Here is a 16221-nt window from a genome sequence, read left to right on the forward strand (position 1 = left end):
GGGAGAGTAGGCCGCCGCCAGTTTTTATTTTATTTTTAAAAATCCTTTATCTTATTGATAAAGGATTTTTTTTTGCTTTATACCCAAGCAGGGAACACCTAAACTCATACATAATGAGCAATGAGTAATAATTGATAAACGATACATCAATCAACTATCATTGATCAACTATCACTTATCATTTATTACTTATGCTGGACAGCATACACTCCAGTTGTCACTCCGCAGGAGTCTGAACAAAGTATTATCAAATAACTCAGTATTACTTTTGCTTTTTTAACCTTTGAACTCTTAAGACTCTAATAAAGTTGGCTGGATTCCTGCGGAATGACACAGTAGGAAAGAAGCAGTCCAAATAAAAAGAAATAACCCCATTGCAACCAATAACGCTATTGGAAAAGATAACCACGGAACCCGTACCCTGACCTTGTCACATCATTTTATAATTTATCATTGATGATTCATTCACCATCCTAGCCCCGATAGGAATGGTTACCCCACAGCTTGTGTTGGAGGGTGAATGGGTTTGAGTGTGGGAAAGCACAGGCGCGAGGAGTATGAATGGATAGCGGGAAACAGCTCCTGAAATCTCAAGAGTCCTTCAGTAAACTATTTCCTCCTATAACCCTATTTTACTCGAATAAATTCAATAAGTTTGTACTAGTTTTCCAAAAATAATTATAATGTCAGGAAATATTCTGATCATCGATGATGAGATCAAACTCCTTAAATTGTTAGGAATGATCCTTTCCCAAGAGAATTTTAATGTAAAAGAAGCTTCTACGGCACGGTCGGCAATGACAATGCTGGAGCAATATGAGTTTGATGTTGTTCTGAGCGATGTGCGCCTGCCTGATGCTTTTGGTGTAGAGCTGGTAAAGTCTGTCAAGAATAAATATCCTCAAATTGAAATTATTCTTATGACTGCATTTGGTAATATTACGGATGCGGTGCAGGCTATGAAGAATGGAGCTTATGATTATCTGGTGAAAGGAGATGATAATGAGAAAATAATTCCATTGGTATATAAAGCTCTTGATAAAGTGAAAGATAACAAATCAAGAGTTGTTCAGCAGGCTGTGACAAAAGGATTTGATCAGATTATCGGTAAATCTCCATTAATTTTGCAGGCTAAGAAATTGGCTGAAAAAGTGGCTTTAACGGATGCTGCTGTTCTTCTTACAGGTGAAACAGGTACGGGTAAAGAGGTTTTTGCCAGCGCTATTCATGAAGGGAGCGACAGAAAGAAAAACAGCTTTGTGGCTATCAACTGTTCAGCATTTAGTAAAGAAATTCTGGAGAGTGAACTTTTTGGTCATAAACAAGGTGCCTTTACCGGAGCAGTGAAAGATAAAAAAGGATTGATTGAAGAAGCTAACGGAGGTACTCTGTTTCTGGATGAAATTGGTGAGATGCCTATAGAACTCCAGGCAAAGCTTCTCAGGGTTTTGGAAACCAGGGAATTTATCAAAATGGGTGAAACTAAAGTTTCAAAGTCAGATTTCAGATTAATTGCAGCAACCAACAGAGATCTGGAAGATGAAATAAAGCAGGGAAACTTCAGAGAAGACCTCTATTTCAGACTGAATGTATTTGAAATCACACTTCCTCCATTAAGAGAAAGAAAAGAAGACCTAAAGGCAATTGCCAGGCATTTTATTGATATTTTTTCTCATAAACTTCATCTGACAGCGGTTCAGGTAGATCCGGACTATTACAAAGCACTGGAGAAAAATGACTGGAAAGGGAATATCCGTGAATTGAGAAATGCTGTAGAACGAAGCCTGATTTTAATGGATAACAATGTCCTTGATGCAGAGAGTCTTCCTCATTATTCTGAAAAAACAGCTCCGGAAAGTGATTCCCTAAGCATCAGGTCGCTTGAGAAGATACATATACAAAAAGTATTGCAGTATACTAAAGGAAATAAAGCAGAAGCTGCCCGTCTCCTTGAGATAGGAATTGCCACCTTATACCGGAAGCTTGAAGAATACGGATTAAAATAAACCGATTATCATTTTAATAAAGAGCCTATCATTTTGATAGGCTTTTCTGTTTTTATACAGTGAGATGTTTTAGTTTAATATATTGTTAATCAGTGTTTTGAATGTTTGTTTTTCAAAATGGACCTTCTTTTGGCATATAGTCTCTGAATAAAATATTTAAAAATGACAATTTCAAGAAAAACGTTTAAAAAACGGGAGCACTCGACTTTTAGTCTGCTGATTGTATCGTACGTATTGTTAACCCTTTTAACCCTAATGATTAAGATATGATGCTCATAAGTTTAATGCTGCTTTTTGCAGTATTGTTTTGGCTTTTATATAAATCAGTTGAATTTTTTGATAGAATATAAATTATGTGGAGTTTATTTTTCCTCTCAATACTTGCCTTTGTGTATATCTGTTATGTTTTAATGAAACCTGAAAAATTTTAATTGATCATGAATACAGAAATTTTAGGCGTTATAGCAATGTTTGCTATTACATTAGTTATCGGAATTTTTTTAGGGAAATATATAGCTAATGTCTATGGATACAAAAAAACTTTTCTTGACCCGGTTTTTGAACCTGTTGAAAAGTTAATTTATAAAATATCGGGTATTAATCCTACCCGTCAGATGAATTGGAAACAGAATATGTACGCCATGCTGGCCATTAATCTGATCTGGTTCATCATAGGTTTCCTTCTTTTAATGAATCAGGCGTGGCTTCCTTTAAATCCTGACGGAAACCCGAATATGTCGCCTGATCTGGCTTTTAATACCACCATTTCATTCTTAGTGAACTGTAATTTACAGCACTATTCAGGAGAAACGGGAGTAAGTTATCTGAGCCAGCTTTATCTGATGTTTTTACAGTTTGTTACGGCTGCAACGGGAATGGCGGCTATGGCTGTTCTTTTCAAAGCTTTTAAAGAAAAAACAAGTACTGAACTTGGGAATTTCTATGATTTTTTTACAAAATCAATGATCAGAATTCTGGTTCCGATAAGTGTAATTGTTGCTTTAATACTTTCCATCAACGGAAGTCCGATGACTTTCGAAGGAAAGGATCATGTTATAACACTTGAAGGGCAAAAAGCAAATGTTTCCAGAGGGCCTGTATCTGCATTTGTTGCCATTAAACATTTAGGCACTAATGGAGGTGGATTTTTCGGAGCGAACTCAGCACATCCGCTTGAAAATCCTAATTATATGACCAATATGACAGAAATGGTCACTCAGATGATCATTCCGTTTGCCCTGGTATTTGCCCTGGGTTTTTATCTGAAGAAAAGAAAATTGTCATGGGTGATTTTTACCGTAATGACCGTTGGTTTTCTGGCGCTTACCATTCCGAATATTGTAAATGAAACGGGAGGGAATCCTTTGATTACACAAATGGGAGGAGACAGCAGCCTCGGTGCCATGGAAGGTAAAGAAATCCGTTTCGGAAGTGCAGCATCCGGTTATTGGAGTATTGCAACCACGGTAATTTCAACGGGATCAGTGAATTCAATGCATGACAGTACTATGCCTCTTTCGGGGATGAATGAACTTTTGGCGATGATGATCAACTGCTTTTACGGAGGCTGCGGAGTCGGAATTCTGAACTATTTCATCTTTATCATTCTGGCCGTGTTTATCAGTGGTCTTATGGTAGGAAGAACGCCTGAGTTTATGGGTAAAAAGATTGAAGCCAAAGAAATGAAGATTGCCATGATCGTGGCTTTATTCCATCCTTTCTTAATTCTTGCAGGGACAGCTTTAACAGCTTATATGCCGGAATTTGGAGCAAAAACATTGAATAACCCAGGTTTTCATGGTTTCAGTGAAATGCTGTACGAGTTTACCTCTTCAGCAGCGAATAACGGATCCGGATTTGAAGGATTGGGAGACAACACACCATGGTGGAATATCTCAACCGGAATTGTACTGCTGCTCTCAAGATTCATCCCGATCATAGGACCGGTAGCCATTGCAGGACTGCTGGCACAGAAGAAATATATCCCTGAGAGTTCAGGAACACTGAAAACAGATACGGCTACTTTCGGATTCATGACTCTGGCAGTGATTTTACTGATTGCAGCATTGTCTTTCTTCCCTGCATTAACCCTAGGGCCTATTGCAGAGCAGATTCAGTATTTCTCAAAATAAATGTGAACATTAAAAATTATAATCAATATTCAACCATTAAGTATGCTGAAAAGTTTGAGGAAGCTAGTCTCATACTTACGAAACGTTCACTTAATATTATCCATATCTATCCTTATTATTTGGCAGAACTTAATGGTTACTATTGATTTACAATGATATAAATTCTTTCAAAAAAATGAAAAATCAGTCACAAACATTGTTTCAAAGAGATTTGGTAAACGAAGCGATCAAACAGTCCTTCGTGAAACTGAATCCGAAAATTATGTTTAAAAATCCGGTAATGTTCCTGGTGGAAATCGGAACCATTGTCATGTTTATCGTAAGCATGTTCAGCCTTACCGGTGATCAATCTCAGGGAAGCTTTTCCTATAACTTTTTAGTATTTATTATTTTATTTTTCACCGTTCTGTTTGCCAATTTTGCAGAAGCTATCGCAGAAGCAAGAGGAAAAGCACAGGCTGATACCCTTAGAAAAACAAGGGAAGAAACTCCTGCCAAATTAGTGTTGGATAATAGACCCGGTTTTCAGGTAGAAACAAGGCTGAAGATGTCTGCTGAAATGACATTAGGCGATATTTTCCTTTGTGAGGCCGGAGATCAGATTCCAATGGATGGGGAGATCATAGAAGGTCTTGCTACCATTGATGAGTCTGCTATTACCGGGGAAAGCGCACCTGTTATCCGTGAAGCGGGAGGAGACAAAAGCTCTGTAACAGGAGGTACAAAAGTGCTGTCAGACAGAATTAAAGTAAAAGTAACTACAAAACCGGGAGAATCCTTTCTAGATAAAATGATCGCTCTTGTAGAAGGAGCATCAAGACAGAAAACACCAAACGAAATCGCATTAACCATACTTTTAGCGGGATTCACTCTTACATTTATTATTGTTACCCTCACTTTAAAGCCTTTTGCAGACTACGCGCAGACTCCGATTACCATAGCGGCATTTATATCTCTTTTCGTTTGTCTTATTCCGACAACCATCGGCGGTCTGCTTTCTGCAATCGGGATTGCAGGGATGGACAGAGCATTGAGAGCCAATGTAATTACAAAAAGCGGTAAAGCCGTAGAAACTGCGGGAGATATTGATGTTCTTTTGCTTGATAAAACCGGAACAATCACCATTGGAAACCGTAAGGCAACCCAATTTCATCCTGCCAATGGAATTCAGATTGAAGAATTCATTAAAGCCTCTGCACTAAGTTCCGTAGCGGATGAAACACCGGAAGGAAAATCAATCATAGAACTGAGTGCTTTGAAAGCCGAAGATTTATTGGTTTCCAATCCTACTTATATTGATTTTACTGCGGAAACAAGAACTTCAGGAATTGATTTTGATGAAACAAGAATCCGTAAAGGAGCTTATGATACGATAAAAAAACTGACTGAAAAAGCCGGGAATATCTTCCCGCAGGAAACCCAGGATGCGGTAACCAAAATTTCTGAAAACGGAGGAACTCCTCTAGTAGTAGCTGTTAATGAAAAAGTATGGGGCGTTATTGAACTTCAGGATATCATCAAAACCGGAATTCAGGAGCGTTTTCAAAGACTTAGAAAAATGGGAGTAAAAACGGTAATGGTAACCGGAGATAATCCTCTGACAGCAAAATTCATTGCAGAAAAAGCAGGAGTAGATGATTTTATTGCGGAAGCCAAGCCTGAAGATAAGATGAATTACATCAAAAAGGAACAGCAGGAAGGTAAGCTGGTAGCGATGATGGGAGACGGTACGAATGATGCTCCGGCACTGGCACAGGCCGATGTAGGTGTAGCTATGAACAGCGGAACGCAGGCTGCAAAAGAAGCAGGTAACATGGTAGACCTTGATAACGACCCTACAAAACTGATCGAAATTGTGGAAATCGGAAAGCAGCTGTTGATGACAAGAGGAACACTGACAACTTTCAGTATTGCGAATGATGTAGCGAAGTATTTTGCCATTATTCCTGCACTATTTATCACTTTCATTCCTTCCCTGCAGAAGCTGAATATTATGAATCTTCACAGCCCGGAAACAGCCATCTTATCAGCGGTGATTTTCAATGCAGTGATTATTCCGTTCCTGATTCCGCTGGCCTTGAAAGGTGTGGCGTACAAACCAATCGGTGCGAGTGCCTTATTGAGAAGGAATCTTTTGATCTACGGCCTTGGCGGAGTAATTGTTCCGTTCATAGGGATCAAAATCATTGATCTGGTAATCAGTTTATTCTATTAAAATTTAAAAAATGAAAAATCATATTGTTTCAGCATTCAGATTAACACTTGTAATGCTGGTGGTGACAGGTATTTATCTGGCTGTAGTATACGGAGGATCTAAAATACTTCCCAACAAAGGAAACGGAGAAGTTATTTATGACAAAGGGCAGAAATTTTATGCCAATATCGGGCAGGAATTCAAATCTGAAAAGTATTTCCACGGCCGTCCTTCTTCTGTCAATTATAATGCAGCGGGAAGTGGTGGAAGCAACAAAGGTCCAAGTAATAAAGAATATCTGGAAACTGTACAGAAAAGAATCGATACTTTGAAAATGGATAATCCTGAAATGGTAAATGCAAAAGTCCCTATAGAGCTTGTTACAGCCAGTGGAAGCGGCCTGGATCCTGATATTTCTGAAGAAGGAGCATTGTATCAGGCGAAGAGAATTGCAAAAGTGAGAAATATTTCAGAAGCGCAAATTAAAAGCTTAATTAATAATCAGACTGAAAAGCCGTTGTTAGGGCTTTTCGGACCCTCAAAAGTGAATGTTCTGAAGCTTAATATTGCTTTGGATCAATTAAAATAATACATTTAATAAACGATACTCATGGTAAGCTTTTAAACCTTGACATGATTAATATACCTTATAATAAAAGTGAAAAAATATCTAGCTATAGCTACGCTATCAGGGCTGTTTTTAGCCAAAGCACAATCATCAGATTCTTTAAAAACTGGCAATAAAGTTACGTTTTCCGCTTATGCAGAACTCTTTTATACCTACGATTTTAATGAGCCCGGAAATCATATGCGTCAAAATTTTCTCTATTCCTATAACAGACATAATGAAATGAATCTTAATCTGGGATTGGTGAAGGCCAATTACCAAAGCGAAAATATCCGCGCCAATATTGCTTTGATGGCAGGAACTTATGCACAAGATAATATGGCTGCGGAGCAAAATGCATTGCGGTATATCAATGAAGCCAACGTAGGGATCAGAATATCAAAAAATAAAAATCTGTGGATTGATGCCGGAATCATGCCTTCACATATCGGCTGGGAAAGTGCCATAGGAAGGGATAATTTGAATCTGACAAGAAGTTTGGCTGCCGAAAACTCACCCTATTTCGAAACCGGAGCCAAAATTTCTTATACCTCAGATAATGGGAAATGGTTTTTAAGCGGATTGGTACTGAACGGATGGCAGCGTATTGCCAAACCTGAAGGAAACCAGAGTATTTCTTTCGGACATCAGTTGACTTATAAACCGAATGATAAAATTACCCTGAACAGCAGCTCATTCATAGGAAATGATAAAGCAAAAGAGGACAAAAGGATGCGTTATTTCCATGATTTGTATGGAAGCTTCCAGATAACGGATCAGTTTTCTGCGGTATTAGGATTTGATATTGGTGCAGAGCAAAAATCAAAGGGTAGCGAGCAGTATAATATCTGGTACAGCCCGAATGTTCAGATGAAATATCAATTGGACAACAAATGGGCGCTGGCAGGAAGACTGGAATATTATAATGATAAAAATGGTGTGATTATCAGTACTGAAACACCTAATGGATTTCAGACTTTCGGATACTCTCTCAATGTAGATTATGCAGTATTCAAAAATGTAATTTTCCGCACAGAAGCAAGAGGCTTTACTTCAAAAGATGCCATTTTTGCTAAAAATGATGAATTTAAAAAAGGAAATTTCTATATAACATCGAGCTTAGCAGTCTGGTTCTAAAACCGGTTTAGCCACAGAAAAAAGTGCTTAAAGTAAAATTAAAAAGAATAAAATCAATGTCATCAGCAAAAGATTTTTTAGAACTGATTCAAAAATCCCGTAAAGGAAAATTCAAAATTTATATCGGGATGAGTGCAGGGGTAGGAAAGAGTTTCCGTATGCTTCAGGAAGCGCATTCTCTTTTGCGAAATGGCATTGATGTAAAAATCGGGTATATTGAAACTCATGGACGGGAAGAAACTGAAGCTCTGGTAGAAGGTCTTCCTCAAATTGAAAGGAAATCGGTTTTTTATAAAGGAAAGAATCTTGAGGAAATGGACCTTCAGGCCATTATCAATGAACATCCTGAAGTTGTTTTAGTGGATGAGCTGGCCCATACCAACGTAGAAGGCTCTAAAAATAAAAAAAGATGGCAGGATGTGCTGGAAATTCTTGATAACGGAATCAACGTGATCAGCGCCATGAATATCCAGCATATCGAAAGCCTGAATGAAGAGGTAAAGAAAATTACAGGAGTAGAAGTAACAGAAAGAGTTCCGGATAAGATTCTGGCCCTGGCAGATGAAGTAGTTAATATTGACCTTACGGCTGATGAGCTGCTGACCCGCTTAAAAGAGGGGAAAATCTATAAAAAAGAAAAAATTCAGACGGCTCTCAGTAACTTTTTCCAGAGCGGACATATTCTGCAGCTTCGTGAATTGGCTTTAAAAGAAGTAGCTACTCACGTGGAAAGAAAGGTGGAAACTGAAATTAAAACCGAAAATTTTAAACCTGTAAAATTTCTGGCCTGTATCAGCAGTAATGAAAAAATTGCCAAAACAATTATCCGCAAAACAGCAAGATTGGCCAGTTATTACAACAGTCCATGGACTGTTTTGTACATTCAGAAACCTTCTGAAAATCCGGAAAAAATAGCATTGGATAAACAGCGGTATTTAATTAATAATTTTAATTTAGCACAGGAATTGGGCGCCAAAGTAGTCCGGATCAAGGAAAGCAGTGTTCATAACGGAATCCTGGAATATGTGATTGCTCATAATATCACCACGGTCTGCATTGGAAAGCCTCATGCCAGTTTCTGGCAGCGAATGTCAGGCTACAGCTGGATCTATACCCTTATGAACAGGCTGAATGAAAGACAGATAGATATTATTATTTTATCATAAAAATAATGAAACTTAAAACGAAACTTACCTTAGGCGTGGGCCTTTTATTTCTGCTGATCGTGCTTCTTTCAGTGATAGGTTCTGTATACATCAACAAATTAAAATCCGATACTGAAAAGATTCTTACGGCCAATTATAACAGTCTGGAATTTTCCAAAAATATGCTTCTGGCACTGGATAATATCAGTACAGACAGTACCGTAGCCATAGCAGACTTTCGGAAAAATAATAAACTGCAGGAAAAAAACCTTACAGAATTTGGAGAAAAAGAAGCCACGCAAAACCTTAATATGCATTTCAACAGCTATCTGAAAGCGCCTGATATTCATAAAGAAAAGCTCATCCGGGAAGATCTGGCGAAGATTATGTCTTTGAATATGAAAAGTATAGAAAGAAAGAGTGATATCGCCATTATTACAGCAGAAAACGCTACTTTCTGGATTGTAAGTTTGGGAACCGTATGTTTTCTGATTGCTTTTATATTGCTTTTCAATTTACCCCAGACCATTGCTGAGCCTATCAATCAGCTTACGTTCAGTATCAAACAGATTGCCGACAAAAACTATAATGAAAGAGTTCATTTTAAAGGAAGTGAAGAGTTCAGCAGTCTGGCAGATTCATTCAATACGATGGCAGAGAAACTTCAGGAGTACGAAAGCAGTACACTTTCCAAGCAATTGATGGATAAAAAACGGATCGAAACCCTGGTCAATAATATGCATGATGCGGTTATTGGTCTGGATGAGCATCATTTTATCTACATGATCAATGACGAAGCGCTGAAGATCACCAATCTCCATAAAGAAGATATTATTGGAAAAACCGCGCATGAAGTAGCCATCAACAATGATCTGATGCGTGAACTGCTGAAAAATATAGATCATCCGGTAAAAGATCCGATTAAAATTGTTCGCGATAACAAGGAAAATTATTTTGAACAGGATATTATTCCCATCAATATTGTAAAAACCGGCGAAAAAGAGAAAAAATATATCGGAAAGGTAATTTTGTTAAGAAATATTACCCCTTTTAAAGAACTGGATTTTGCTAAAACCAACTTTATTGCGACCATTTCCCATGAATTGAAAACTCCGATTTCTGCGATCAAAATGGGTGTTCAACTTCTTGGAAACCAAAAGTTCGGAGAACTGAACGAGCAACAGCAGGAATTGTTGAAGAGCATCAATGAAGACGGACAGCGTTTATTGGATATCACAGGAGAATTGCTTAATCTTTCCCAGGTAGAATCCGGAAATATAAGACTGACAGTGGAAAAATGCTCTCCTAAAGAAATTGTGCAGACTGCTGTAAAAAATGTTGAAAAGCTTGCCGAACAGAAAAATATTTCCATCAGTACAGAATATCTTCTGGAAGATAACGATGCTGTGACTGCTGATTTTGACAAAACCGTCTGGGTAATGAATAATTTTCTTACCAATGCGGTAAAGCACTCTTTTCAGGACGAAAATATTAAGATTGTAGTAGAAAAGCTGGATTCTTTCATTCAGTTCAGTATTATTGATACCGGAAGCGGGATTGATGAAAAGTACCACCGTCAGATCTTTGACCGCTATTTTCAGGTGCCGGGAGAACATCAGAATGGAACAGGATTAGGCTTGGCTATTTCAAAAAACTTCATTGAAAAACAACACGGAGAAATAGGAGTAAAAAGTTCCCTGAATAATGGAAGTACGTTTTATTTCAGACTGCCTGTTTCGTAAGGATTAAATAACGTATTCAAATACCTTATAGGTTTTATAAACCTATAAGGTGTTTTATTTTAGTGAGAAAATATTGTGGAAACTTATTGTTTATCAGTCAAATCCAGGAACTGTTGTTCATCCAGAATCTCAATGGTTCCGATATCCTGAGCTTTTTTAATTTGCTTCAGGCTTTTTCACCCATCAAAAAGAAATTATTCTTTAATTATTTTTATTGTGTTCTTTTTATCGTCATATGTTAATGAGATATAATATATTCCGCTTGATTTTGGTAATTTGATTTCTATTTTTTTGCTATTATAAAATTTTTGGTTTGTAATAATTTGTCCATTTATTCCAATAACATTGATTTCTATAGATTTATGATTTTTTTCAAAATCGATATTTAAATCATTTTTTGTAGGATTAGGATAATATTGTATGGTAGACAGGTTATTTTCTTCAGTTTGTAATGATGAATTGCCTATTTTCCAAATATCATTATGTGCACCAATACGCTGATTACTATTATTTAATTTATGACCCACTATATAAAGTTCGTTTTTAAAGCTAATTAGATGACCACGCTTATTTTCATAAAATTGTGGAGCGGTATATGTAATTAATGGGGAAGCTGCAACGGTAGTAAAAAAATTAAAAAAAGTATTTACCAATAGTAAAGCATTTGTATTTTCAGAATATCTATATAATTCTGTATTAAATTGACCGGAAGCATTATATTGATAAGTTTTGGTGATATACAGAGTATTGTTGAATTCGCACAGTCCAGAATAATAATCTACTGAATTATAAGTGCTTTCATGAATGATTTCCGGGGGGGTATTGCCATCATATTTATATAAATAGTATTTATTATTATAGAAACAGGTGAAATACATTTTATTATTTACAATAGTTAATAAATTTGGATATGAAGAAGCTGTTCCGGGATTGATATCTATACAGGTTTCAGATGTGCCGTCGAATTGAAATAACTCTACTCCTGCATTGTTGTTTTTATTAATATAATATAATTTATTAGAAAAAATAATTTGACTGCTGGGGTATGGGTTATTTGGATATGGAGAGCTTGTTATAACTTCAGTAGTATTAGAAGAAGGATTATATTTTTTAATTAAAGGACTGTTAACAGTGTCCGATATAGTTGTATAATAAAAGTTCCCATTAAAATCAGAATTACTAAAAAACCTGACACTTCCATAAGCAAAATTACCATCTCTGAAATCATGAAATAAAAAATTAGAAGAATTTGAGCCGGGGTTATAAAAACAATTATCATTTACAAAGGATTCATAAATAATACCATTATTAAACTTTGCCAGGTTCTTGAATTCTTTACAATCTGCTGGAAAGTTATCTGTTATTACTTTCGATAAATGAGTTGTTGAAATAGCTGGATCAAAAAAGTACAGCCCATCTTTTGAATTTTCTGCTGAATCACAATTTAAATATACCCTTTCACCAACTTTTACGATATCATTATATGTTAAAGTTCCTAAACTGTTAAAATCACTGCCATCAGGGAATTTAATTTTATAAGGACTGGCTGTCCCATTATATGCCCAGACCGAAAAAGTTGAACTATTATCAGGCAGATAGCATCCTCCTGGCGAACGAATCAATAGAAAATCACCTATTTGTGCAAAACCGGTATAATTTATAATATTACCTGAAATATTTTGAGTTCCACAAAAATTGGTTACGTTGATCAGACTTGATTGTGCAGACAGAAAATTGACACAGACAAGAAAAAAGAATAATGTTTTTTTCATATTTTTAAATTTGTATTTTTTGATAATAATTACCAGTTTAGTACTGGATCTTTGAAGTTTTCTATAAAAGGGGTTATGTGGGAATCATTGATAAGTTGATGTATAAAGAGTAAAGCAGATTGCATATTAGATTTTAAAATTACTCATTATGTGGGTCTGATTTATAGAATGTTCGTTAATCTATTAATTTTAAATTTTTGTTTTTTATATTTAAATAACTGAAAAGCATTTGATTATTTTAAAATTGGATATTTTTATTTTTTTTGGATTAATGAATCTTTTGTATTTTTGTCAAAACACACAGATGAAAAATTTACAGATCTTTAAACAGGAACTTGAAGTTTCAGGGTATACTGAAGCTACAATAAAAACATATTTGTCAACATTAGCCTTATTTTTTAAAACTTTAGAGGATGCTTCAATAGAAAAAGTTGATGAAAACAGTGTAGAAAAATATATCTGTAATGAAATAAAAGAAAAAAAAATTTCTCAATCCTATCAGAAGTTTATTCTGGGAAGTATTAAGTTGTTCTATAAGTTGATGTTCAATAAGAAGCTTTCACTTTCTCACTTATATCCCAAAAACGTTAAATATCCACTTCCTGAATATCTCAGTCAAGAAGATATAATAAGAATGTTGGATCTTGTAGAAAATCTAAAACATAAATCAGTTATAAGTCTTTTGTACGGGTGCGGTTTAAAGGTAAACGAGCTGGTGAGTTTGAAGACCTCAGATTTTGATGTAAAATCATGTATGATCTCTGTTACTTCACCAAATGGAAAAAACAGATATGTGATGCTCCCAAAAACTATTTTGCCTTTACTAAGAGAATACTTTCTGCAGTATAAACCTAATGTATTTCTTTTTGAAGGGAGTAGAGGCAATAAATATTCAACAAGAAGTGTACAGCAGATTGTAAAAAAAGCAGCAGCTCATGCTAAAATATCAAAATTGGTGACACCTCATATTTTAAGGCATAGCTTTGCAGCACACCTGATAGAAAATGGGATAGATATTAGATATATACAGGAACTATTAGGGCACAATAGCCTCATTACAACTCAAATTTATACACATATTACAGACGTGAAAAAAAGAGCAATACAAAGCCCTCTTGATTCTTTAAAATGATAAAGGGACTTTTATTTAGATCTTACTCAAATATTCTCTTTGGTAAATTTTACTTTTTTATATATAATGAGCTAATTTCATTTTGAAAGCGAAAGATAATGAAAATAGGTAATTCCCATATTAAATGAAATAGTCCTAAAGAATAAAGTTGATATTTTGGGGTAAATCTAGGAAGTATTAAGAGAGAAATAGATACGATACAAAAGATCGGATTTACTTAATTCCGCTAGCTACTATTCACAATTAAGCCATTAAGACTATATCTCAATGGCTTAATTTATTGATTGTTATTGAAAATGTATTATTTATTGTTTATCAATCAAATCCAGGAACTGTTGTTCATCCAGAATCTCAATGGTTCCGATATCCTGAGCTTTTTTCAGCTTGCTTCCTGCCTTTTCCCCTACCACAAGGTAATTGAGGTTCTTTGATACGGCAGAAATATTTTTTCCGCCATGCTTTTCTACCATTTCCTCAGCAGATTCTCTGGTAAATAATGATAATTTTCCGGTGAAAAGGAATGTTTTTCCTTCCAGAACATTGGATAAAACTTCGTTGGTACTTTCTCCTTTTTCAAGCTGTACTCCGTAAGACTTTAAACGCTCGATCATTAAGACGTTTTCAGAATTCTGGAAGAAATCAACAATGCTTACTGCAATTTTAACTCCGATATCTTCTACCTGGCAAAGCTCTTCTACCGTAGCATTTTTCAGTTCTTCAATTGTTGGGAAGTTTTTTACCAGTTTCTTGGCAACCGTTTCTCCTACATGTTTAATCCCGATTCCGTACAATACTTTCTCAAAAGGAATTTCTTTAGATTTTTCAATTCCTGTGATGATATTCTGCGCGGATTTCTCAGCCATTCTTTCCAGGGGAAGAAGCTGTTCTTTCGTTAAAACATAGAAGTCAGCAGGGTTTTCAATCAGTTTCTCTCTATACAGCTGTTCAATCGTTTCACTTCCCAGATTGTCAATATTCAACGCTTTTCTGGAAACATAGTGAATCATTCTTCCTACAACCTGTGGCGGGCAATGAAGTTCGTTCGGACAGAAATGAATCGCCTGATCTTCAATTTTTACCAGCTCAGTACCACATTCAGGACAATGTTTGATATATTCTATTTCTTTGCTTTCTTCCGTTCTCTTATCTGTATTTACGCCTACAATTTTCGGAATGATTTCACCTCCTTTTTCTACATACACAAAATCATTCTCATGAAGATCCAGCTTTTTGATGATATCTTCATTGTGTAGAGAAGCTCTTTTTACGATGGTTCCGGCCAGTAAAACAGGTTTAAGATTGGCAACAGGAGTAATAGCACCCGTTCTTCCCACCTGATAAGACACACTCTGAAGTTCTGTCTCTACCTTTTCTGCTTTAAATTTATAAGCCATTGCCCAACGTGGAGATTTGGCTGTATAGCCAAGCTGTCTCTGCTGCTGTAATGAATTCACTTTTAAAACGATTCCGTCAATTTCAAAAGGAAGATTATGACGTTCGGTATCCCAAAACGTAATAAATTCCTGTACCTCAGCCATCGTTTTACATAATTTGGCCTGCTGTGATGTTTTAAAGCCCCAGCTCTGAGCTTTCTGAAGCAGCTCCCAATGGGTTTCTGCAGGAACTTCATCAGAAATAAACTGATACAATACCGAAGAAAGTCCGCGTTTTCTTACCTCAGCGCTGTCCTGCATTTTCAAACTTCCGCTGGCTGTATTTCTTGGATTCATGAAGGGATCAAGACCTTCTTCTTCACGCAGTTTATTGATTTTGTCAAAGTTTTTTCTGGTCAGATAAATTTCCCCACGCATGAAAAAATGAGTGGGGAAATCACCCTTCAAAGTCAGAGGAATATCTGAAATAGTTCTCACATTCGGGGTAATCTCATCTCCCTGAAAACCGTCACCACGGGTAACCGCCTGTGAAAGTTTTCCGTTTTCATAAAGGATAGAAATGGATGCACCGTCATACTTCAGTTCAGCAACAAACTCCACAGGATCTTCAATGGTTTTGATGATTCTCTTTTCCCAGTCTTCCAGATCATCAAAATCATAAGAATTATCCAGAGAATACATCCTGAATTTATGCTGAATGGTAGGGAAAACCTTGGTAACACCACCACCTACACGAACGGTAGGAGAATTTTCATCATAAAATTCGGGATACCTGGCTTCCAGATCCTGTAGCTCCTCCAGAAGCATGTCAAATTCATAATCTGTAATAGTAGGAGTATCCAGTTGGTAGTAGTTTTCGTTATGCTGGTGAAGTTCCTTGCGGAGCTGTTCTATCTTTTGTTGAATGTTTTCAGACATTGGGTTTCTATCTTTTGGGCAAAAATAACTAAAGTAATTGCA

At 36.2% G+C, this 16221-nt stretch carries 10 protein-coding genes; 8 read left to right on the plus strand and 2 right to left on the minus strand.

The genetic code is table 11. The features are described from left to right. The first annotated feature begins 683 nt into the window (after window positions 1–683). The 7 genes from BW946_RS18415 to BW946_RS18445 all read left to right on the plus strand — a co-directional run bounded on the left by BW946_RS18415 (window position 684) and on the right by BW946_RS18445 (window position 10963). Window positions 684–2006 (plus strand): sigma-54-dependent transcriptional regulator, encoded by a 1323-nt coding sequence (locus tag BW946_RS18415; protein WP_076597557.1) that lies wholly within the window; start codon window positions 684–686, stop codon window positions 2004–2006. A 437-nt stretch (window positions 2007–2443) separates the two neighbouring features. Next, complete coding sequence (gene kdpA, locus BW946_RS18420; protein WP_076597558.1) at window positions 2444–4138, plus strand: potassium-transporting ATPase subunit KdpA; 1695 nt, start codon at window positions 2444–2446, stop codon at window positions 4136–4138. A gap of 175 nt (window positions 4139–4313) precedes the next feature. Continuing rightward, window positions 4314–6353: a potassium-transporting ATPase subunit KdpB gene (gene kdpB / locus BW946_RS18425; protein ID WP_076597559.1), complete on the plus strand. Its 2040-nt coding sequence runs from the start codon at window positions 4314–4316 to the stop codon at window positions 6351–6353. A gap of 10 nt (window positions 6354–6363) precedes the next feature. Beyond that, on the plus strand, window positions 6364–6921 hold the full coding sequence (gene kdpC / locus BW946_RS18430; protein ID WP_076597560.1) for a potassium-transporting ATPase subunit KdpC: 558 nt from the start codon (window positions 6364–6366) through the stop codon (window positions 6919–6921). 69 nt (window positions 6922–6990) lie between these two features. Further along, window positions 6991–8076 (plus strand): porin, encoded by a 1086-nt coding sequence (locus BW946_RS18435; RefSeq protein WP_076597561.1) that lies wholly within the window; start codon window positions 6991–6993, stop codon window positions 8074–8076. A gap of 56 nt (window positions 8077–8132) precedes the next feature. After that, window positions 8133–9242, plus strand: coding sequence for a histidine kinase (locus BW946_RS18440; RefSeq protein ID WP_076597562.1), 1110 nt, complete (start codon window positions 8133–8135; stop codon window positions 9240–9242). 5 nt (window positions 9243–9247) lie between these two features. Next, entirely contained in the window at window positions 9248–10963 is a 1716-nt protein-coding gene (locus BW946_RS18445; protein ID WP_076597563.1) for an ATP-binding protein, read from the plus strand. 194 nt (window positions 10964–11157) lie between these two features. On the opposite strand, the gene BW946_RS18450 is transcribed toward BW946_RS18445, so the two are convergent. After that, window positions 11158–12735, minus strand: a complete 1578-nt coding sequence (locus BW946_RS18450) for a T9SS type A sorting domain-containing protein (protein ID WP_076597564.1) — start codon at window positions 12733–12735, stop codon at window positions 11158–11160. Between the two features lie 304 nt (window positions 12736–13039). Here BW946_RS18450 and xerA point away from each other — a divergent pair, with 304 nt between their 5' ends. Next, a complete protein-coding gene (gene xerA, locus BW946_RS18455) occupies window positions 13040–13867 on the plus strand; it encodes a site-specific tyrosine recombinase/integron integrase (RefSeq protein WP_076597565.1) in 828 nt (275 codons plus the stop codon). A gap of 305 nt (window positions 13868–14172) precedes the next feature. Here the strand turns inward: xerA and ligA are convergent, their stop codons facing one another. After that, window positions 14173–16179 carry an NAD-dependent DNA ligase LigA gene (gene ligA, locus BW946_RS18460; RefSeq protein WP_076597566.1) on the minus strand — a complete coding sequence of 669 codons (2007 nt, stop codon included), beginning with the start codon at window positions 16177–16179 and terminating at the stop codon, window positions 14173–14175. Window positions 16180–16221: the final 42 nt, after the last annotated feature.

This window comes from Chryseobacterium sp. RU33C, from assembly GCF_900156015.1.
GTDB classification, from domain to species: Bacteria; Bacteroidota; Bacteroidia; order Flavobacteriales; family Weeksellaceae; genus Chryseobacterium; species Chryseobacterium candidae.

Coding starts and splice junctions, on each gene's coding strand:
- BW946_RS18415 (WP_076597557.1), top strand. CDS start 684: ATGTCAGGAAATATTCTGATCATCGATGATGAGATCAAACTCCTTAAA.
- kdpA (WP_076597558.1), top strand. CDS start 2,444: ATGAATACAGAAATTTTAGGCGTTATAGCAATGTTTGCTATTACATTA.
- kdpB (WP_076597559.1), top strand. CDS start 4,314: ATGAAAAATCAGTCACAAACATTGTTTCAAAGAGATTTGGTAAACGAA.
- kdpC (WP_076597560.1), top strand. CDS start 6,364: ATGAAAAATCATATTGTTTCAGCATTCAGATTAACACTTGTAATGCTG.
- BW946_RS18440 (WP_076597562.1), top strand. CDS start 8,133: ATGTCATCAGCAAAAGATTTTTTAGAACTGATTCAAAAATCCCGTAAA.
- BW946_RS18445 (WP_076597563.1), top strand. CDS start 9,248: ATGAAACTTAAAACGAAACTTACCTTAGGCGTGGGCCTTTTATTTCTG.
- BW946_RS18450 (WP_076597564.1), bottom strand. CDS start 12,735: ATGAAAAAAACATTATTCTTTTTTCTTGTCTGTGTCAATTTTCTGTCT.
- xerA (WP_076597565.1), top strand. CDS start 13,040: ATGAAAAATTTACAGATCTTTAAACAGGAACTTGAAGTTTCAGGGTAT.
- ligA (WP_076597566.1), bottom strand. CDS start 16,179: ATGTCTGAAAACATTCAACAAAAGATAGAACAGCTCCGCAAGGAACTT.